This is a genomic window from Rhizobium jaguaris, assembly GCF_003627755.1.
In the GTDB taxonomy this organism is placed as follows: Bacteria; Pseudomonadota; Alphaproteobacteria; order Rhizobiales; family Rhizobiaceae; genus Rhizobium; species Rhizobium jaguaris.
Window position 1 is genome coordinate 1,469,622 of the sequence record NZ_CP032695.1, and the last position, 18,603, is coordinate 1,488,224.

The following is an 18,603-nucleotide window of genomic DNA, read 5'->3' on the forward strand; positions in this document are numbered from 1 at the left end:
TCAAACCCGAGCTATCCGACCAAACAGACGAATATAGGCCCGACTTTGAGCCTTTGCCGGCTCGTTTTTCAGCCTGGCGTCAGCTCATCGTTATAACAGCTTGGCGAAGCCAGACGCAGAATCCACCGCAGCCTTCGGAGATTAAGATTGAATCTCATAATATTGCGTGATTCTCCTCCGGGGCTGGTGCGCCAGCCTATTTCCGGCCATTTCAAGTATCGAGCTGATATTGACGGGCTTCGTGCGCTCGCGATCATGCCGGTTGTGTTTTATCATGCGGGCATTCCAGGGTTCGGCGGTGGTTTCGTCGGTGTCGATGTTTTCTTCGTCATCTCCGGATTCCTGATGGCCACGCTGATCTCAGGCGAAATCGCTGGCGATGATTTCAGCATCCTGCGCTTTTACGAGAGGCGAATACGGCGAATCTTTCCTGCCCTCTTTGCTGTTCTGGTGGCCTCGTCGGTAGCGGCATGGCTGCTTCTAATGCCGGTCGAGCTGGAGTATTTCGCCCGCAGCCTGAAGGCGGCCGCATTGTTCACCTCGAACATCCAGTTCGAAAAAGAGAGCGGCTATTTCGACATCGGCGCCCAGATCAAGCCGCTGCTGCACACCTGGTCGCTCGCGGTCGAAGAGCAGTTCTATATCCTGTTTCCGCTGCTGCTGATTGCTGTCAGCCGATTTGCGCGGCGATATACGGTGCCCATTCTGCTTGGCCTGTTGGTCGCCTCCTTCGCGGCGAGTGCTTGGACGGTATTCCGGAACCAGACGGCGACGTTCTATCTGCTGCAGTTCCGCGCCTGGGAACTGCTTCTCGGCGGCTTGCTGGCTTTCAACGTGATACCGAGGCCGGCGCGTCCCGTGATGCGGGAGGCCCTGGCTGCCTTGGGTATAGGCTTGATCGCCATAGCTGTCTTCGGTTTCACCGACCATACTAGGTTTCCCGGCCCGGCGGCCTTGCTGCCTTGCCTCGGCGCCGCCCTGGTGATCCTTGGCGGAGCTGAATATGGATTGGCTGGCCGGGCGCTGCGGGCAAAACCCCTGGTATTTGTCGGGTTGATTTCCTATTCCCTCTATCTCTGGCACTGGCCGATCATCGTATTCAGCCGCGAAATCTCCGGCCGGGAGCTTTCCCCGGTCCAGGGCGGTGTGATCGTGTTCGCTTCGCTTGCCCTTGCCGTATTTTCGTGGCGGTTTATCGAGCGTCCCTTTCGCGGTCGTAGCAGCAGCCTGGGTCGAAGGTCCTTGTTTGCCGCTGCAACGGCGGTCATGGTCGCGATGGTCATCTTCGGCAACTATGTCATTCGTGACGCCGGTGTCCCGGGTCGCCTCCCGACCGACGTGCAAAAGGTCTATGCCGCCACATATGACATCAGCCGCTTCGGCCAACCGCCATGCTTTGCCGACTCCGATACGACCGGTCCGTCCTTATCGGACATACGCGCTGGCAGGCTTTGTTCGGTCGGCGTCGACGGATCTAATCCTCCTGCATTCCTCGTTTGGGGAGACTCGCATTCCGGAGCCATGTCTCCGGCGATCGACGGCGCCGCGAAACAGGCCGGTGTTTCCGGTCTGTTTGCCGGGCATGCGTCATGTGCACCGCTACCGGATGCGCATCTTCCAGCTCACGGCGGTGTGAAGCGATGCGACGACTTCAATGGCGCAGTCCGCGACCTAGTCAGATCGAAGCACATTCCGCTGGTGTTCCTGATCGCCTACTGGCCGAAATACGTCCATGACGCGGAGCTGCCGAAAGAAGGTGTCTACTTCGATCCGTCGGTGCCGCCGCCATTGCAAGATAAGTCCGCAGGGGTGACGGCATCGCTAGACCGCCTTATGGCGGAATTGACGCAGCAGGGCACCAAAGTCGTGCTGGTCATGGATGTGCCGGAAATGGGCCACTACATGCCGGAAGCCATCGCCAAGGCCTTGATGACCAATACATCGACCGACATCGCGCCGCCATGGAATTACGTTGCGGAACGGCAGGCGCTGTCGCGCACGATTCTGAGCCGTCTCGCTGCCAAATATGACGCTGGCATAATCGACCCGCTATCAGCGATCTGCCATGACGGGCATTGCGATGCGACATATGACGGAATGCCGCTCTATAAGGATGCCGACCACATAACGGCTACGACATCGAGAAGACTGAGCTATCTCTTTTCTCCTGTATTCACAGTCCCGCAGCGTAACCCGAGTCCGTCCGGCAATTCATGAGATCGGCTCAGCACAGTGCCATTTGGCCACCATTCAATGCATTCCGCCGCCGCCGCCCTTGAGGTCGATATTGCTGAGGATCAGCGCAAGCGGGATCGCTGAGAGCGCGATCAGCATCAACACGTAGAAGACGTCGATATAGGCGAGAAAGGTCGATTGCGTCTGAACTTGTTGTCCGATCCAGGCCCTTGCCTGTGCTTGCGCGTCGGCCATGGTCGCGCCTTTCTCCGCAAAATAGCGCGACATGGTCTGGAGCGTGTCGTGATAGGCCGGGGAGGAAGGGATAATGTGTTCGACGAGTCGGCTCCGATGCCATTGCTGGCGATGCGCCAGAACGTTCAACCCGATGCAGACGCCGATCGAGCCGCCGATATTGCGGGCGGCGTTGATCATGGCGGAGGCCTGATTGGTCTGGTTCGGCCGCAGGCCATAATAGGATGCCGAGGTGATCGCGATGAAGATCAAGGGCAGGCCCAATCCGATATACAGGCGCGACCAGACGAAGAACGCGAAATTGAGACCGGGGCTAAGTTGTGTCAGCCACCACATCGAGCCCGCGATGATCGCTGCACCGGCGGCGATCATGTATTTCGGCTGGACTACCGTCGTTAAGCGACCTGCGACGAACATCATGACCATGGTGACGAAACCACCCGGCGACAGCGCCAGGCCGGCCCAGGTGGCGGTGTATCCGTAATTCTGTTGCAGGACCTGCGGAAGGAATTGTGTCGTGGCTATCAGGATTGCGCCGGTTGCCATCATGACGATAAAGCAGGACCCGAACTGGCGGGTTCCAAGCAGCCGACCGTCGATGATCGGGTTCGATTTCGTCAGCACCCAAGGGATCGCCAGAGCAAAGGCCAGCACGCAAAGCGCAGTCATGGCGATGATGAAATTAGAATCGAACCAGTCCTCCGTCTGACCGCGATCGAGAACGAGTTCCAGCGCACCGAGAAATGTTGCGACAAGCAGGAAGCCGACAAGATCGAAGCGGATGCCTTGCCTAAGGAGTTCCTGCCGTTTTCGACGCATTTCCTCTGATCTTTCCACCAGAAAATAGACGAGGATGAAGGCAAAGACGCCCACCGGGCCGTTGATCAGAAAACACCAGTGCCAGGAAAAATTATCCGAGAGATAGCCGCCGAGCGTCGGACCGACTATGGGCGCCACCACGACGGCGACGCCGAACAGCGCGAACGCCTGGCCGCGTTTCGATGACGGAAATGCATCGGCGAGAATCGCCTGCGACGTCGGCACCATGCCGCCGCCGGCAAATCCCTGGATGATGCGAAAGATAAGCAGCGATTGAAGATTCCACGCCAGTCCGCAGAGAACGGAGGCGATCGTGAAGATCGCCAGGCAAGAGAGATAGAAGCGTCGCCTCCCATACCGTTCGGCGATGAAACTGCTAGCGACCAGTATGGTTGCGTTGGAAACGAGATAGGTCGTGACAACCCAGGAGGCCTCGTCCGCGCTGACCGCGAGACCTCCCGAAATATAGCGCAATGCCACATTGGCGATCGTCGTATCGAGCACCTCCATGAAGGTCGCAAGCGAGACCACGATCGCAATCAGCCATGGATTGGTGGCACCGGCGGCGGCTGGGTTCGCTCCGCCGGCGGTTGTACTCGCGCTACTCATATCAATGCCTCGGCCGGACGGTGACAGTTGGGACCACGGACATGCCGGGGCCGATCGATAGATCCGCCGGCCAGTTGTCGACGACGATCTTTACCGGCACACGCTGCGTGACCTTGACATAATTGCCAGTCGCGTTCTCGGCGGGAAGCAAGGAGAACACCGTGCCGGAGCCCGGTTGGATCGAAGCGACTCTGCCGTGCAGCTTGTGATCTGGATAGGCGTCGATCGTCACATCCACCGGCTGGCCCGGCCGCATGTCCGTCAATTGCGTCTCCTTGAAATTCGCGGTGATCCAGACCTCGTCGGGAACAAACATCGAGATTGCCTGCCCGGCTTCGATATATTGGCCCTTGGCGCCAGTGAGCCGGACGACACGGCCGGGCTGGGCTGCGACGATTGTCGTGTATTTCAGGTTCTGCTGTGCTTCTTCGGCCTGCGCCTGAGCTTGGCTCAGACTGGCGGCGGCACTCGCCTTCTGGGCTTCGGCAACCGCTTTGTTCTTCAGTGCCGAGGTGACGTTTGCCTCGGCCTGTGCCAGGCTCGCCTGGCTTTGCTGTAGGGTCGATTCCGCCTGCTGCACCGCCTGCACGCTGCCGGATCCGCTCTTGACCAATTGCTGCTGGCGGCTGGCCTGCTGCTGCGCATATTGCAGCGCCGCCGATGCCGAGTTCTGCTGGGCTTTTGCAACGTCGATTGCGGCGGTGGCGGCGTCGATCTGGGCGCCGGTGCTTGTTACGGCGGCGCTTGCGACGTTCACCTGTCCATCGGCCTGGTCGAGGGCGATCTGGTAATCGCGCGGATCGATCTTCAGGATGACTTGGCCAGCCTGGACATGCTGATTGTCGGTCACCGGAACCTCGGAGACATAGCCCGAGACTTTCATGGCGAGCGAGAAGCTGCGCGCATCAATGAAGGCATCGTCCGTCGACTCATAGGGATGGAAATAGATTAGCCAGCCGAGCCATGCGGCAGCGATAAGGGCCGCGAGAATCACGACGCCGAGCAAGACCCAGAGAGGGTGGCGGCGGACAAAGGACGGACGTTTTTCCTCGGTCCGGTCAGTCTGCCGATCATCACCCGGGCGGATACGTTCAATCCGAGGTTCGGTCTGGTTGTTTTTCGAAGCGATGCGCTGATCATCGACCACGGCACAACTCGCATATTGTTGGCCATAGGATCGGTAACGTTTCGGCGGGAGATCTGTTCCTGGCGAGCCTCGCCAGCAGGACAGTTTGCCGCAGCGCCGAGCACCTGCCTTCAAGCAAGGCGTTTACGCGGTTTCTTCGGTGGTGGCATATTGTGGCGTCGTACTATTCGCCGACGGGCGTTCGCCGGTCATCTCCATCTAAACCCGCAAAATCTCCCCTGACGATGCCGTGGCGTTGGAGTTTGTCGTAGAAGGTCTTCCGAGGAATGCCGAGGGCCTCGATTGTCCGGCGCACATCACCGCCGTTTTGAGCAAGCGTCTCACGGATGAGGTCGGCCTCGTAGCGCTCGACGCGGACGGGCAGGGGCAGTGTTGCATCAGCCGAGGGGATTTCATTTGGCTTTGGCCCCGCAGACGACTCCAGGCCAAGGACGAAACGCTCGGCGAAGTGCGAAAGCTCGCGAACATTGCCCGGCCAGTCGTGGCTCTGCAAATGACGGTGGACGGCGGCCGAAATGGCGGGCACGTCTCGCTTGAAGCGGCTGGCGGCGCGTTCCGCGAAATATCCGAAGAGCAGGGGGATATCGTCACATCTGTCGCGCAACGGTGGAATGGAGATGGTGACGACGTTGAGACGGTAATAGAGATCTTCACGGAAATCGCCGCGCTGGCGGGGATCGCCGAGATCGACCTTCGCCGCCGCAACGACGCGGAGATCGACCGGGCGCACCTCGTTGGTACCGAGCGGCGTCACCTCGCGCATCTCCAGGACACGCAGCATCTGCACCTGAATTGCCGGCGGCATGCTCTCGATCTCATCGAGAAACAGCGTGCCGGCGCTTGCATGTTCGATGCGACCGACGCGTTTCTTTTGTGCACCGGTGAAGGCGCCTGGTTCGTGGCCGAAAAGCTCGCTTTCGATGACTGTTTCGGGGAGAGCCCCGCAATTGAGCGCGACGAAATTGCCTGCCGCACGCCGGCTCCAGCGATGCAGCAAGCTCGCGACCACTTCCTTGCCGCTGCCGGTCTCGCCGGTCACCAGCACATCGACATCCGTATCCGCGATTTGCCGGAGGGTGCGGCGTAGCCGCTCCATCGCAGGCGTCTGGCCGATCAACGGCAGATCGCCCTGCGCCTGTTCGGCTGCGATCCGAAGGGCACGGTTTTCCAGAACGAGCCGGCGCTTCTCCGCCGCGCGCCGCACACTCTGCACCAGCCGGTCGGTGGCGAAGGGTTTGGTGATGAAATCATAAGCACCGTCCTGGATCGCCTTGACCGCCATCGGGATATCGCCATGACCGGTAACCAGAATGACCGGTAGATCCGCATCCTGCTCTTTGACGCGGCTGAAGAGCTGCTGCCCATCCATTTGCGGCATGCGTATATCGGAAACGACCACGCCGGCAAAACCGGCGTCCAGCGCGCCGAGCGCATCTGCCGCCGAGGGGAAGGCAAAGACATAAAAGCCGGCAAGTTCAAGCGTTTGTTTCGCCGCCTTCAACAAGTCCTTGTCGTCGTCGATGAGGAAGACCGAGGAAACGTCGCTCATGAAATCGCCTTGCGCAGATGGATGGTAAAACGGGTACCGCTCTCGCAGCTTTCAACATCGATCCGGCCGCCATAGTCGGCGACGATGTCCTTGGAGATGACGAGGCCAAGGCCAAGGCCTTTTTCCTTCGATGTGTTGAAGGGGGTGAACAGTGAATGGCGGATCGCCGGCGGAATGCCGGGACCATTGTCGGAGACGACGACCGCAACGCTCTCGGCGGTGTCCCGCACCGAAACGTCGACTTTAGCCTGGTCGCGGCCTTCCAATGCTTCGAGCGCGTTCTGAAAGAGATTGATCAGCACCTGTTCAAGCCGAACGCGCGTGCCGATAACCGTCAGCCCGGCGGGCGGAAGATCGATCACCAAGGCATCGAGCCGGCCGGCAAAGCGGCTTTTAAGCAGGATGACGGCGCCTTCGATGACGCTTTTAAGTTCCACCGGTTCCGGCGCACTTCGCCCTTTGCGGGCAAACGCCTTCAACTCTTCGGTGATCGTTCCGATCCGCTCGGTCAGGGCCGCGATGGAGGAAAGGTTCTCTTTCGCCGGCGTGATCTGTTCTCGCTGCAGAAAGATATGGGCGTTGTCGGCATAGGCGCGGATGGTTGCGACCGGCTGGTTGATCTCATGGGCGACGCCGGCGGCGACCTGGCCGAGAATCGCGAGACGATTGGCCTGCACCAGTTCCTGCTGCACCACCTGCAGCTTCGCCTCCGTTGCGCGGTGATCGGAAATTTCCGCCTCCAGACGATCGCGAGCGCGGCTGAGATCTTCGGTGCGCTCAAGCACGCGCCGCTCCAATTCCTCACGTGCAATCCTGCTGATGGCGATCTGCATTGCGGAAACGTGGCGGCGCCTCAGCAGGAAGGCGGCTATCGCCAAGATCGGTAAAAGCACGCTCAACGCGAGAAAGCGCGTTTCGCGAACGGTGGCGGAAATCGCCTGGTCCGTCGGGATGAGATAGTCCAACTGCCAGGGGGTCGAAGGGACCGGTGTCGTCAGGCGCAGATATTCGGCGGCGCTGCTGCCTGGCAGGACCGCGCGCACGATAGCCGTATCCGGGCCAATGGCTTCGGGACGAGCGATCGGCAGAGGTGTCAAAGGTGCATCGCCGAATTGCAGGCTCTTGCGGATAGCGGCGAGATTGTCGGCAGACAGCGGTGACGCCGTCATGAAGCGCCAGGAGGGAATGCTGGTGATCAGCACGACGCCGTGCTCGTCGGTCACATAGGCCGGACGGCCGGCTTCGCGCCAATCGGCTTCGAGCTGATCGAATTCCATCTTGACGACCACGACGCCCAGCGCCGCGTCCACATCGCCGACACGGCGGGAAATATAGAGGCCGGGGCGGTTGCTGACATTGCCGAGGGCAAAATGTTCGGCAGTTCCCGTCTCCATCGCGCGGCTGAAATAATCGCGGAAGGAATAATCGTTGCCGACGAAGCTCAGCGGTTCGCGCCAATTGCTCGATGCGATTGCCACTCCATCCTTGCCGGTGACATAGAGCACTGAGGCTTTGGTGCCGGACACGAGGCTTTCGAGTTTGCGGTCCAGCGTGGCGACGGCATCGCCCTTCGTCGCCGCAAGCGCATCGTGCACCTGCTGGTCGTCTGCCAAGATCAGCGGCAAGGCGCGGGGGCGTTCAAGGACGGCCCTTAGCAGCGCGACCTTAAGGTTCGCATCGGTGCGACCCTGGCCCTGCAGCGCCTCGATTGCGGTCGCGCGGCCATAAACGCCGGCGCCATAGAGCGCGGCCGCAATACAGATCGCGCAGAAGATGGCAAAGACCAACCAGACGCGGCGAGAACGCCGGCCCAGTTGCTCAGGCGTTGAAAATCGTTCCATGGCCGGCCGCTGCAGCATTGGCGCATTGTGCATGATTTCGCGCGGGCTGCAATTCAATCTGTGCGGATTGTCGCACAAATCTGGAGACTTAATCGCGGCGCGTTCATAAAATGTGTTTTATATCAATATATTAAGAGAAGTTCCTTCATCTGGCACGCCTGTTGCAACGATCCGCCAAACAGTCGGAGGCTGTTGAAGATTGGTCGTTGCCCGGAGGGCCGAGAGATCGGTTGGGCGTAACGGAGGATATCATGATTATACCCGAAGCCGCCGAGATACACGGCAAACTTCCCTTTTATCGGCATCTCTATGTGCAGGTTCTCGCCGCCATTGCCGCCGGTATCCTGCTTGGACATTTCTATCCGCAAACCGGCGCGTCCTTGCAGCCGCTTGGCGATGCCTTCATCAAGCTGGTGCGCATGGTCATTGCGCCGGTCATCTTCCTGACGGTGGCAACCGGCATTGCCGGCATGTCGGACCTGAAGAAATTCGGCCGTGTCGTTGGCAAGGCGCTCCTCTATTTCCTGGTGTTCTCGACGCTGGCACTGGCCGTTGGCCTTATTGTCTCGAACGTCCTGCAGCCGGGCGCCGGCATGCATATCAATCCAGCGACGCTCGACACAAAGGCCGTCAACAACTATGCGGCGCAAGCACATGACGCCTCCGTCGTCGGCTTCTTGATGAACATCATCCCGGACACCATCGTCGGCGCCTTCGCCAAGGGGGATATCCTCCAGGTCCTGTTCTTCTCGGTGATCTTCGGCATCGCGCTCGGCGCAGTCGGCGAACGCGGACGTCCTGTGCAGGATTTCCTGCAAGTGCTGACGGCGCCGATTTTCCGTATGGTGTCGATCCTGATGAAGTTCGCACCGATCGGTGCATTCGGCGCCATGGCCTTCACCATCGGCAAATATGGTATCGGCACGATCGCCAATCTGGCATTCCTGATCGGCACCTTCTATCTGACGTCGCTGCTGTTCGTGCTCGTCGTGCTTGGCGCTGTCGCTCGCTATAACGGCTTCTCGATCCTCGCGTTGATCCGCTACATCAAGGAAGAGTTGCTGCTGGTGCTCGGCACCTCATCTTCGGAAGCCGCATTGCCCGGCCTGATGAATAAGATGGAACGCGCCGGCTGCAAGCGCTCCGTCGTTGGCCTCGTCATTCCGACGGGCTATTCCTTCAATCTCGACGGCACCAATATCTACATGACGTTGGCAGCGCTCTTCATCGCCCAGGCGACCGATACGCCGCTGACGCTCGGTGACCAGATCCTGTTGCTGCTAGTGGCGATGCTGAGCTCCAAGGGCGCTGCCGGCATCACCGGCGCCGGCTTCATCACCCTTGCTGCCACGCTCTCCGTCATCCCCTCGGTTCCGATCGCTGGCATGGCGTTGATCCTCGGTATCGACCGCTTCATGTCGGAATGCCGCGCGCTGACCAACCTCGTCGGCAACGCCGTGGCCACCATCGTCGTTGCGCGCTGGGAGAATGAGCTCGATCGGTCGAAATTCTCGGCTGCCATGGCCGGGCAGTTGAGCAGCGACTTCGAAACGCCGGCGTTGCAACCTGCCGAATAACGGCGCCATCCTCGCCGTTGAAGAATGCAAAAGGGCCTCCCTCTCACAGGAGGCCCTTTTTCAGTTTCTGCCGTCCTGCACGGTCACCCGATCGCCAGCAATACCTTGCCGCGAGACCGCTGCGAAGCGACGCGCTGAAGGGCAGCTTGCATATCGGTAAAGTCAAACACCTGATCCGTGACAACCCTCAACGACCCGGCGTCGCATAGTCCGGAGATCGATCGGAGACGTGTGGCATCGGTCTGGTGGAAGACGAACGCGCCGTTCACCTTGTGAGCGGCCGCAAGCAATTCGTCGGGTGGCGCGACGATGCTGACAAGCATTCCGCCGGGGCGCAGGACGGAAAAGGAACGTTGCTGCGTTTCACCGCCGATCGTGTCCAGGACGATATCGACATCGTCGAGATCGCCAGCAAAGTCTTGGCTCCGGTAGTCAATCACGCGCGACGCCCCAAGCTCGCGGACGAGATCGGCATTGGCAGCAGAGGCGGTCGCGATGACGTGTGCGCCCGCGATCCGGGCAAGTTGCACAGCGAAACTCCCGACACCGCCGGCGGCGGCGTGGATGAGGACAGTCTGTCCACGTTCCAGACGGGCAGTTTCGAAAAGGGCTTGCCAAGCCGTAGCCGCGGCGGTGGGCAGACCGGCTGCCGTTTCGAGCGGCAGGCTCGTCGGGGCGGAGGCCACGTGGCTCGCCGGAACGGCCGCGAATTCGGCGAAAGCGCCGCCCCGTGTCGGGGCAGGGCGGGCGATAACCCTGTCGCCGGGACGCCAACCCGCTGCCAGCGGGCCGGCCTGTTCGACTGTTCCCGCGAGATCGGTGCCTAGCGTGTGTGTAAAGGTTAGCGGGAAATACGCAGCGGCGTGACCGGTGATAAGCTTCAGGTCGAGTGGATTGACACTCGCCGCAGCCACCCGGATGAGGACCTCATGCGGGCCGGTATCCGGCACCGGAACATCCTCGGTCACGACACTCGCTATGTCGCCATAGGCGTGGAGGCGGAAGGCTTTCATAGCGCATCCCCTGTCGTGGCGCCCTCTGCCGGCGGCCAGGCGCCGACTTGCTGCAGCATCCAGAACCAGTCTTCCAAATGCCAGGTGTGGGTGATCCGGCCGTTTTCGAGATGGTGGAATTCGTGCAGCGGAATGCTGACGGTCTTGTTGGTTGGAGCGATGCCGAACCATTCGCCCTTGTGCGTGCCGGTGATGAGCGCGCGCACGCCGGCTCGGCCTGGCGCGCCGATGATTTCCTTGATGGTGATCTTCATGTCCGGAAAGGCAGCTATGAAGGCGTCGATAATGGGCTTCAGCCCGGCCGGACCGGGACCTTGGCCGGGCGCCAGCGGAATATCCTGCCAGTCCGATGTTACAGCCTCGTCTAAGAGGTCGGGGTTGTTATCGCTGAAAGCGCGATAGAGCGTCTCGATAGACTTCCGTTCGGTTGCGCTCAGCCCGGTGACGGGGAATGTATTTTCTGTTTCGTTGCTCATGATGCCTTGATCCTGTTCTGTCGGCGGGAGGTGCCGACGAACGAAATCTAGGAGTCGCCGCATCATGATTGAAATCGATAGTCGGTATATGGCATCATCCATTTCATGGATTTGCATGGTATCGACTTGAACCTTCTCGTCGCCTTCGACGCGCTGATGGCGGAGCGGAACGTCACGCGGGCGGGCGCGCGGATCGGACGGACGCAGCCGGCCATGAGTGCGGCCCTTGCCCGCCTGCGGGCGCTTCTTCGCGATGAGCTGTTTGTGCGCGGCCCGAAGGGACTACAGCCGACGCCACGGGCGCTCGACCTCGCCGAGCCGCTTTCCCATGCGCTGGCGCATATTCAGCGGACATTGGAATTCACGCAGGAATTTGTTCCATCGGCCTCGGCTGCGACATTGACGCTCGGGCTATCCGAACATCCGAGCCATGTCCTGCTGCCGCCTTTGATTGCGGCACTTGGCCGGCAGGCCCCCGCTATCAGCCTGCGGCTGCGTGAATTTACCGCGCGAGACGATGCGATCGCGATGTTGGATGCCGGCGAGGTCGATGTCGCCGTCGGCGTCCCATCGACGGCGACCGGCCGGATATTGGCGCGTCCTCTCTTCGAAGAACGGTTTGTCTGTATCCTGCGAAAGGATCATCCGGCAGCCCTCGGACCATTGACGCTCGACCAATTCCTGGCGCTTTCCCACCTCCTGGTTTCGCCGGAAAACGAACGCTTCGGTCATGTCGATGCGGAGCTCGCAAAAAGCGGCCTCAAGCGCAAGCTCGGATTGACTTTGCCGCAAATGTACATGGCTCCCGTCCTTGTTGCCTGTTCCGACATGATTGCGACCGTGATGGCAGGCGTCGTCGAGGCTTCGGGCAGGGCGGGAGACCTCGTCATTCTGCCACCGCCTCTGCATCTCGCGCCAATTCCCTTCGTGCTGTCCTGGCATCGGCGCAACGATGCGCATCCGGCCCAGCGTTGGTTTCGCGACTTCATCGCCACGCTCATGTGAGATCGGCGCCTTGAGATAAGCCGGAACATCAGCGGCCGCCGGACGTTAGCCAACAGAGCTGCAGGCCGTGCCAAACGGACATGATGGTGCTGAAGAACATGGAGATTTTTCCGTTTTCTCTCCACGGCCGACGAAATGGCACGCGAGCTTCCCATCCATCCGGCCTGCGGCTCCGCACTCTCAACGATGGAGAACGGCATGGACGAGAGCTTGAAGCTTTATCGGCTGGTTCCAGTAGCAGCCGCCGTCGATCCCAATTGGCTAGGCGCGAAATCAGATGGCGAAGTGCTGGTCGCAGCCCGCACCGCTGGCGATGCCAGCGTTGTCGCAGCCGAACGCGAGTTGGACTTCATGGACATCGATGCTGCACCGGCGGAAGACAAGACGACCGTCATGGCGAGCGTTTTCCGCAACGAAAAACTCTATACGGTTATCGAGGTAGACAATGGCAGGACACATCACGAGCGTGGTGTCGTCAGCGGCACGATTGATGTCGACACCATCATCTCCACGCAGATCTGAAGCATCATACCGGCCAAATGGGCGGTTCTTACTCGTTGCAGCACTGATGGTTGCGATACCGGGAATCGCATCCGCACAGCAAATGCCAGGCGGTGATCCTTGTGCGGCTCCGGATGCCAACAAGCAGACCGAAGGTGGGCAGACGGCGCCTCGTTCTCAGGATAGCACCGGTCAGAAACTTTCGGATTGCGGTGGTGTCCTCAAACCGCCGGCGACGGGAGACAGCGCAATGGAAAAGCCGGCGCCGCGTGGCGGCAAGACACCGGTCATACCGCCCGGCAACGTGCCGGACGAGCAAGGAAACAACACACCGCAGGCCAAGTAAACCTGTGGTGACACGCCTACGGCTTCGGTTCCGGCTGCTCGATGGTCTTCTGGGCGACGGTCGAATTCTGGTCGTTTTTGGTCACGAACGGTTTGATGACGATGAGGCTGAGAATCGAGGCCACCATCAATGCCAGTATGATGATCAGCAATGCGCGCATGTCCGTCTTCGCTTTCTATCGCGGCCTACGGATGCAGAGATTGCTGTCATGACCGCTGATGCCGCTTACCTGACGGGAGTGCGTTTCGGCCCGTCGCTTGGCTTCGTCGTTTTCGACCGATCCTTCGATGAGGACACGGCCGCTGCTGACGGAAACGAAGATGCTCGTGGCATCCAGCAGCGGGTCTTCGTTCAATCTCTCCTGAATCTCTGCGCGAATCTCTGCATCCGGCCGCCACTGCGTTTCGGAGAGCTTGAACGGGTTTCTCTCCTCGGCGCTATGTTCCTTGTGATGGCGTTGCATGATGCCCTCCCTTCGTTGGCTCATGAAGCGCAACAAGGAAAACACCATAAGGTTCCATCTCTGCTTTCGGAGCTGTTTATCGACCCGTCAGAACACCGCGCAGCAAGAAGCCGGCGAGACCGCCGATTGCCAGCATTGCAGCATCGCGCATCGTGAGACTATCTCGCGGCCGCGAAGCCCTCACTGCCGCCGCAATCCGGCCGGCGGCTGCATCTAAGGCTTCCCTGCGCTGCCTGTCACAATGCGCATCGTCCGCCGACCGCGCGTCGTCGGTGCCGGGTTCGGAATAGACATATCTGGCTTCCGGCGCATCGATATCTGCGGAACCGCCCGCAGCCTGATCGAGTGCTTGCCATGTGCGGATATCGGCCTCAACGGAGGGAGTATCTTTCGGTTCCATCTGTCTGATTTTGACCATGGCATCCTCCTGTCCTTCGGAGGGCAAACCGTCGCCGGCCAAGAATGTTCCGAGATAGCCAACCCATGGTCATGGTCGACATCGAATGCCGGAACAAAGCTGGAGGGATTTCGTTCCGTCCCCAAGGGGATGAAGGGCCTCTGCCGATTTCAGGAGAATGCGCATGACCATAAGTGCAAAAGATATCGTCTCCGTTCTTGGACCTATCGATGAGACCCTGATGGCGAATGTCTTCGCGACCGGGGCAACGCTGGGCGAGCTCGCGGAAGCCTGGGCCTGGGTCAACAATGATGAGGCCCTGATTGGTGAGGGCAGGACGCTGCCGAGCGGCAAGGTGGCTGAGCTTGTCGAACTGCTTTCCGCCGATGAAGACGACGAATTCGACATGTAATTTCGAATATCCGCGCCGAGGACTGGAACAGATCGGCGTTTCGCTTGTTGTTGTAACGGGCCCTCAGAAGAGGGTGCCGCGACCAGTGGGGAGCCGGGCGCCCGCCCGATCTAAGGTCGCTGGAAAGATGTGTTCCGTGGCTAACGTCCGGACACGGGCGTCCGATCATGGAGGAGCCAATGAAAGTTCGAGACGCCATGACGCACGATGTGCGCATCACCAATCCCGACGAAACGATCCTGCAGGCCGCCCAGACGATGGCGAATCTCGACGCCGGCATCCTGCCTGTCGGCGACCATGACCGTTTGGTCGGCATGATCACCGATCGTGATATCGCCATCCGCGGCATCGCCAAGGGCAGAGGCCCGGACACGAAGGTCCGCGACGTAATGACATCGGAAGTCAAATATTGCTTCGACGATCAGGAGATCGATGAGGTCTGCCGCAACATGGGTAATATCAAGGTTCGGCGCCTGCCGGTGCTGGATCATAGCAAGCGGCTGGTTGGTATCCTGTCGCTCGGCGATATCGCCGTAGCCCAAGGCAACGGTGCAGCCGGCGAAGCGCTGAAGGGCATTTCGCGCCACGGTGGCATGCATAGCCAGACGCCGTGAACCTCGGCATGTTTCGGTCGTTGAGACAGCCGACGATGCACGGACGTCTTCGCATGGTGGAAAAGCAGATCGCCGGGCGCGGCATTCGCGATCCGGCGGTGCTGGAGGCTATGCGACGGATACCGCGGGAATTGTTCGTCGAGAAGGGCTTCGAGATGTTTGCCTATAACGACTGCCCGCTGCCGATCGGCAAGGGGCAGACGATCTCCCAGCCCTATATGGTTGCTCTGATGATCGAGGCGGCCGAAGTCAAGCCCGACGACACGGTTCTCGAAGTCGGCGCCGGGCTGGGCTATGCGGTTGCGATCCTCAGCCGCATAGCGGCTCATGTCGTTGCCGTGGAACGCCACGCCTCTCTGGCGGCGGGGGCTGCCGAACGATTGCACCGTCTCGGCTACGACAATGTCGATTTGCATTGTGGAGACGGTTCGAGGGGATGGCCGGAAGCGGCACCCTTCGACGCCATCCTTGTCTCCGCCGCCGCCCCGGTGGTGCCGCAGGCGCTCAAAGAGCAGCTGGCGACCGGCGGCCGGCTGATCATCCCCGTGGGGCCGGAGGAGAGCAGGCAGACGCTTCTGAAAATCCTGCGAAAAGGCCCGGATGATTTTGCCACCCAAAACCTCGGCGCCGTGATTTTTGTGCCGCTGATCAGCGAGCGGGGCGGAAGTGAAGACTATCGCTGATCACATCGCCTCAACCGCAAAGCCTGCAACGCCGTAATCAACCTGGTTGCGTGCGACTGACGGGCACGTCGCGCCGAGCATGTTTTCCCATCGCCTCTCTTGCCCATCCTGCGAGCCTTGCAAGCGCGTGCAAATGCCGCATAACCCTACGTCACCATCAACAGCTTTCTTCATAAAACTGTCATCGCAGCGGCTCACAGGATGATGCACGCAATTGCAAAATTGAGCGGAGTCGCCGGCGAGCAGGAGAGTGGCGTGTCGCAGAAAGTGTTCGTGAGCGCACAGGAGGTGGCGGACCGTGCAGGGGTCTCCCGATCGGCCGTGTCGCGCACGTTCACCCCAGGGGCGAGCGTGTCGCCCGAGACGCGGCGGAAGGTGCTCGATGCCGCCGAGACACTGGGTTACCATGTCAACCATCTCGCACGCGGGCTGATGCGCAACGAAAGCGGCATCGTGTGCCTGATCGTGTCCGACCTGGCAACGCCGCATCGCTCCGGTCTTATCAAGGCTCTGACGCAGGAGCTGCAGAATACCGGCAAGATTGCCATGCTCATCAACACCGATCTTTCCGACGGCAGTGTCGACCTGGCACTGCGCCAGGCGATCCGTTACCGCGCCGATGCCTCAATCATTCTCTCGGGGATGCCCGATAAGTCTATCACGCAGCTCTGCCTGAAGAGTGGTCAGCGCCTGGTATTGATCAATCGCGACGACGAGCAGGACGGACCTTTGCGGATCAATCTCGATGACGAAGAGGCCGCCAGCCGCATCCTGATTGCCTTCCTTCGCGCCGGCTGCCGCAGACTGGCCTTCGCCAACTCGGAAGCCGGCACGCCAAGCCTTATGGCAAGGGAGAACGGCTTCGTTGCTACGGCCAGGGCGCACGGCCTGGACGTGGTTGTCGAGCGCTATGGCTGGACCAGCTATGAAAGCGGCAGGATTCTTGCACAGCGGTTGCTTACCCAGAGCCAACGACCGGATGCCGTCTTCTGCGCGACCGATCTGCTTGCCTGCGGCTTCATGGATGCTGCCCGCCACCAGTTTTCCATCTCTGTCCCCAACCAGCTTTGCATCGCCGGTTTCGACAACATCGAACAGGCCTCCTGGGCATCCTATCAACTGACGACCTTTGCCCAGCCGCTTGCCACCATTGCTCGGGAGGCGATCCTCTGGCTCGAAAACGAGCCGGTCGCCAACCCGGAAGGACGGGCGTCCGCCATCCGCCTTCACGCCGATCTCGTTTGGCGCAGCTCGATCAGGGGTGGCTGACGACATGGCACCTTTGATCTTGGCCCGGACGAAATCCTCGGGAGGATCGGATAGATTTCTGTCTGATCTCGCCTCCCATGCGGATGCACTGTTTCATGGTCCGACATATGAGCAATATGGGGCTATCTGCTACCGGAAACATCCGGAGTTTGGTGCGGCAGAAGTGCTTGTCGTCACCAGCCGTGAAAGCGGACGCTGGATTGTTCCGAAGGGCTGGCCGATAAGGGGGAAAAAGCCGCACGAGGTTGCTGCGATAGAGGCTTTCGAGGAAGCCGGCGTGCGCGGTAAGATCAAGAAGAAACCGTTCGGCTATTTCACCTACCTGAAGCAACTTGTCGACGGCAACCGCGTTCCCTGCATCGTGCAAGTGCACCTTCTTGAAGTCGAAAAAACCTGTGAGAACTTTCCGGAAAGAGGTCAGCGCCGCATCGAATGGATCTCCTTTATCGAAGCGGCAGGTCGTGTGCGCGAACCGGAACTCAAGGGCCTTCTCCTGATGGCCGATCGAAAGCTCAGGCGGACGAAAGCGAAGAAATAGCGTTCGCTACGCCCGCGCCCATACGTCAGCCGGCTATGCCTTCTTCGAATCCGGCTTAGCGACAGCGTGAGCGGAAACTGGATAGGTCATTGTCTCGGCTTCGCCCGATATCCGAGGCTGCGGCTGATCTCATCCGCGGTGCTGCGCAGCATCAGCAGGAGTGCCTCGCGGCGTTCGACGTAACGGCTGGTCAGTGTGCCGAGATTGAGGGCGGCGACGACGTTGCCGTTCGCGTCGAAGAGTGGGGCTGCGATGCCAGTCGAGCCGGTGACGAACTCCTGATCGTTGATTGCATATCCATCGCGTCGCACCTTTGCGAGGATATCGCGGATGTCCTGAAGCTCGGTGATGGTATAGCGGGTGTAGGAGAGAAACCGCACGCGGGAGAGATAGTCCTCCACAGTCGGCTGCGGCGCGTAGGCGAGCATGACGCGGCCGGTTGCGGTGCAATAGGCGCTGATTGCGGCATCCATGTTCACATCGTAACGCACGGGATGGTGGCTGACGCACTTTGCCAGCCGGCGGACGTCACAATGGGCGTTCATGGTGCTGAGCAGCACGGTCTCGCCGGAGAGATCGCGCAGGCGTTCCATGAAGGGAGTGGCGGTGACGATCAGCGGCTCCTCATGGCGGCGGAAGGGAAAGCCATGCCGGCCCGCCTCGACCAGCATGTAGCGCCCAGCTGCATCCTGCACGAGATGGCCGCGCGCGGTGAGCGTCTGGATCAGCCCATGAGCGCTGCTTTTCGGCAGCGTCAGATCCCTGATGATCTGCGACAAGGCCACTGCCTCCCGCCGTTCGGCCATATACTCCAGTATGTCGAGGATACGACCGGCGCTCTTCACCTCGGAGTTCATATACGTGAACGATTCCCACGTTGTTGATCAATTGATTGGCTTGTAACAGTTTTGCCT

At 60.3% G+C, this 18,603-nt stretch carries 19 protein-coding genes; 9 read left to right on the forward strand and 10 right to left on the reverse strand.

Translation table 11 applies throughout. The features are described from left to right. The first annotated feature begins 147 nt into the window (after positions 1-147). Complete coding sequence (locus tag CCGE525_RS29100) at positions 148-2,217, forward strand: acyltransferase family protein (protein WP_245472202.1); 2,070 nt, start codon at positions 148-150, stop codon at positions 2,215-2,217. Positions 2,218-2,250: 33 nt separating this feature from the next. Here the strand turns inward: CCGE525_RS29100 and CCGE525_RS29105 are convergent, their stop codons facing one another. From CCGE525_RS29105 to CCGE525_RS29120, 4 genes are all read right to left on the reverse strand, one after another. Continuing rightward, positions 2,251-3,858, reverse strand: coding sequence for a DHA2 family efflux MFS transporter permease subunit (locus CCGE525_RS29105; protein WP_120707704.1), 1,608 nt, complete (start codon positions 3,856-3,858; stop codon positions 2,251-2,253). Position 3,859: 1 nt separating this feature from the next. Then, on the reverse strand, positions 3,860-5,005 hold the full coding sequence (locus CCGE525_RS29110) for an HlyD family secretion protein (RefSeq protein WP_425375906.1): 1,146 nt from the start codon (positions 5,003-5,005) through the stop codon (positions 3,860-3,862). Positions 5,006-5,168: 163 nt separating this feature from the next. After that, a complete protein-coding gene (locus tag CCGE525_RS29115) occupies positions 5,169-6,554 on the reverse strand; it encodes a sigma-54-dependent transcriptional regulator (protein ID WP_120707705.1) in 1,386 nt (461 codons plus the stop codon). Then, positions 6,551-8,428 carry a sensor histidine kinase gene (locus tag CCGE525_RS29120; protein WP_162950340.1) on the reverse strand — a complete coding sequence of 626 codons (1,878 nt, stop codon included), beginning with the start codon at positions 8,426-8,428 and terminating at the stop codon, positions 6,551-6,553. Before CCGE525_RS29120 ends, CCGE525_RS29115 begins: the two co-directional genes overlap by 4 nt. A 218-nt stretch (positions 8,429-8,646) precedes the next feature. Between CCGE525_RS29120 and CCGE525_RS29125 the strand changes: the two genes are divergently transcribed. Continuing rightward, a complete protein-coding gene (locus CCGE525_RS29125) occupies positions 8,647-9,972 on the forward strand; it encodes a dicarboxylate/amino acid:cation symporter (protein ID WP_120707706.1) in 1,326 nt (441 codons plus the stop codon). Between the two features lie 83 nt (positions 9,973-10,055). Here CCGE525_RS29125 and CCGE525_RS29130 read toward each other — a convergent pair whose 3' ends face one another. Both CCGE525_RS29130 and CCGE525_RS29135 read right to left on the reverse strand, forming a co-directional pair. Beyond that, a complete protein-coding gene (locus CCGE525_RS29130) occupies positions 10,056-10,985 on the reverse strand; it encodes an NADP-dependent oxidoreductase (RefSeq protein WP_120707707.1) in 930 nt (309 codons plus the stop codon). Beyond that, on the reverse strand, positions 10,982-11,461 hold the full coding sequence (locus CCGE525_RS29135) for an ester cyclase (RefSeq protein ID WP_120708688.1): 480 nt from the start codon (positions 11,459-11,461) through the stop codon (positions 10,982-10,984). Before CCGE525_RS29135 ends, CCGE525_RS29130 begins: the two co-directional genes overlap by 4 nt. Before the next feature lie 105 nt (positions 11,462-11,566). Here CCGE525_RS29135 and CCGE525_RS29140 point away from each other — a divergent pair, with 105 nt between their 5' ends. After that, positions 11,567-12,466, forward strand: coding sequence for a LysR family transcriptional regulator (locus tag CCGE525_RS29140; RefSeq protein WP_120707708.1), 900 nt, complete (start codon positions 11,567-11,569; stop codon positions 12,464-12,466). A 198-nt stretch (positions 12,467-12,664) separates the two neighbouring features. Then, positions 12,665-12,988 (forward strand): hypothetical protein, encoded by a 324-nt coding sequence (locus CCGE525_RS29145; RefSeq protein WP_120707709.1) that lies wholly within the window; start codon positions 12,665-12,667, stop codon positions 12,986-12,988. A gap of 341 nt (positions 12,989-13,329) precedes the next feature. Here CCGE525_RS29145 and CCGE525_RS38530 read toward each other — a convergent pair whose 3' ends face one another. The 3 genes from CCGE525_RS38530 to CCGE525_RS29160 form a co-directional block, all read right to left on the reverse strand. Further along, the gene (locus CCGE525_RS38530; RefSeq protein WP_162950260.1) at positions 13,330-13,473 is read right to left on the reverse strand and encodes a hypothetical protein; all 144 of its coding nucleotides are present in this window, start codon (positions 13,471-13,473) and stop codon (positions 13,330-13,332) included. Positions 13,474-13,488: 15 nt separating this feature from the next. Then, positions 13,489-13,776, reverse strand: a complete 288-nt coding sequence (locus CCGE525_RS29155; protein ID WP_245472203.1) for a BON domain-containing protein — start codon at positions 13,774-13,776, stop codon at positions 13,489-13,491. A gap of 76 nt (positions 13,777-13,852) precedes the next feature. Continuing rightward, the gene (locus CCGE525_RS29160; RefSeq protein WP_162950341.1) at positions 13,853-14,194 is read right to left on the reverse strand and encodes a hypothetical protein; all 342 of its coding nucleotides are present in this window, start codon (positions 14,192-14,194) and stop codon (positions 13,853-13,855) included. A 163-nt stretch (positions 14,195-14,357) separates the two neighbouring features. Between CCGE525_RS29160 and CCGE525_RS29165 the strand changes: the two genes are divergently transcribed. From CCGE525_RS29165 to CCGE525_RS29185, 5 genes are all read left to right on the forward strand, one after another. Continuing rightward, positions 14,358-14,585, forward strand: a complete 228-nt coding sequence (locus CCGE525_RS29165; RefSeq protein ID WP_120707713.1) for a hypothetical protein — start codon at positions 14,358-14,360, stop codon at positions 14,583-14,585. A 179-nt stretch (positions 14,586-14,764) separates the two neighbouring features. Beyond that, positions 14,765-15,199, forward strand: a complete 435-nt coding sequence (locus CCGE525_RS29170) for a CBS domain-containing protein (protein WP_120707714.1) — start codon at positions 14,765-14,767, stop codon at positions 15,197-15,199. A 35-nt stretch (positions 15,200-15,234) separates the two neighbouring features. Next, positions 15,235-15,882 (forward strand): protein-L-isoaspartate(D-aspartate) O-methyltransferase, encoded by a 648-nt coding sequence (locus tag CCGE525_RS29175; protein ID WP_342637440.1) that lies wholly within the window; start codon positions 15,235-15,237, stop codon positions 15,880-15,882. Positions 15,883-16,137: 255 nt separating this feature from the next. After that, positions 16,138-17,151: a LacI family DNA-binding transcriptional regulator gene (locus CCGE525_RS29180; protein WP_120708689.1), complete on the forward strand. Its 1,014-nt coding sequence runs from the start codon at positions 16,138-16,140 to the stop codon at positions 17,149-17,151. A gap of 4 nt (positions 17,152-17,155) precedes the next feature. Further along, positions 17,156-17,689 carry an NUDIX hydrolase gene (locus CCGE525_RS29185; protein ID WP_120707716.1) on the forward strand — a complete coding sequence of 178 codons (534 nt, stop codon included), beginning with the start codon at positions 17,156-17,158 and terminating at the stop codon, positions 17,687-17,689. An 86-nt stretch (positions 17,690-17,775) separates the two neighbouring features. Here CCGE525_RS29185 and CCGE525_RS29190 read toward each other — a convergent pair whose 3' ends face one another. Then, positions 17,776-18,546, reverse strand: coding sequence for an IclR family transcriptional regulator (locus CCGE525_RS29190; RefSeq protein ID WP_120707717.1), 771 nt, complete (start codon positions 18,544-18,546; stop codon positions 17,776-17,778). Positions 18,547-18,603 lie beyond the last annotated feature (57 nt).

Coding starts and splice junctions, on each gene's coding strand:
- CCGE525_RS29165 (WP_120707713.1), top strand. CDS start 14,358: ATGACCATAAGTGCAAAAGATATCGTCTCCGTTCTTGGACCTATCGAT.
- CCGE525_RS29190 (WP_120707717.1), bottom strand. CDS start 18,546: ATGAACTCCGAGGTGAAGAGCGCCGGTCGTATCCTCGACATACTGGAG.
- CCGE525_RS29135 (WP_120708688.1), bottom strand. CDS start 11,461: ATGAGCAACGAAACAGAAAATACATTCCCCGTCACCGGGCTGAGCGCA.
- CCGE525_RS29170 (WP_120707714.1), top strand. CDS start 14,765: ATGAAAGTTCGAGACGCCATGACGCACGATGTGCGCATCACCAATCCC.
- CCGE525_RS29105 (WP_120707704.1), bottom strand. CDS start 3,858: ATGAGTAGCGCGAGTACAACCGCCGGCGGAGCGAACCCAGCCGCCGCC.
- CCGE525_RS29140 (WP_120707708.1), top strand. CDS start 11,567: ATGGATTTGCATGGTATCGACTTGAACCTTCTCGTCGCCTTCGACGCG.
- CCGE525_RS29125 (WP_120707706.1), top strand. CDS start 8,647: ATGATTATACCCGAAGCCGCCGAGATACACGGCAAACTTCCCTTTTAT.
- CCGE525_RS29175 (WP_342637440.1), top strand. CDS start 15,235: ATGCACGGACGTCTTCGCATGGTGGAAAAGCAGATCGCCGGGCGCGGC.
- CCGE525_RS29160 (WP_162950341.1), bottom strand. CDS start 14,194: ATGGTCAAAATCAGACAGATGGAACCGAAAGATACTCCCTCCGTTGAG.
- CCGE525_RS29145 (WP_120707709.1), top strand. CDS start 12,665: ATGGACGAGAGCTTGAAGCTTTATCGGCTGGTTCCAGTAGCAGCCGCC.
- CCGE525_RS29115 (WP_120707705.1), bottom strand. CDS start 6,554: ATGAGCGACGTTTCCTCGGTCTTCCTCATCGACGACGACAAGGACTTG.
- CCGE525_RS38530 (WP_162950260.1), bottom strand. CDS start 13,473: ATGCGCGCATTGCTGATCATCATACTGGCATTGATGGTGGCCTCGATT.
- CCGE525_RS29155 (WP_245472203.1), bottom strand. CDS start 13,776: ATGCAACGCCATCACAAGGAACATAGCGCCGAGGAGAGAAACCCGTTC.
- CCGE525_RS29120 (WP_162950340.1), bottom strand. CDS start 8,428: ATGCACAATGCGCCAATGCTGCAGCGGCCGGCCATGGAACGATTTTCA.
- CCGE525_RS29185 (WP_120707716.1), top strand. CDS start 17,156: ATGGCACCTTTGATCTTGGCCCGGACGAAATCCTCGGGAGGATCGGAT.
- CCGE525_RS29130 (WP_120707707.1), bottom strand. CDS start 10,985: ATGAAAGCCTTCCGCCTCCACGCCTATGGCGACATAGCGAGTGTCGTG.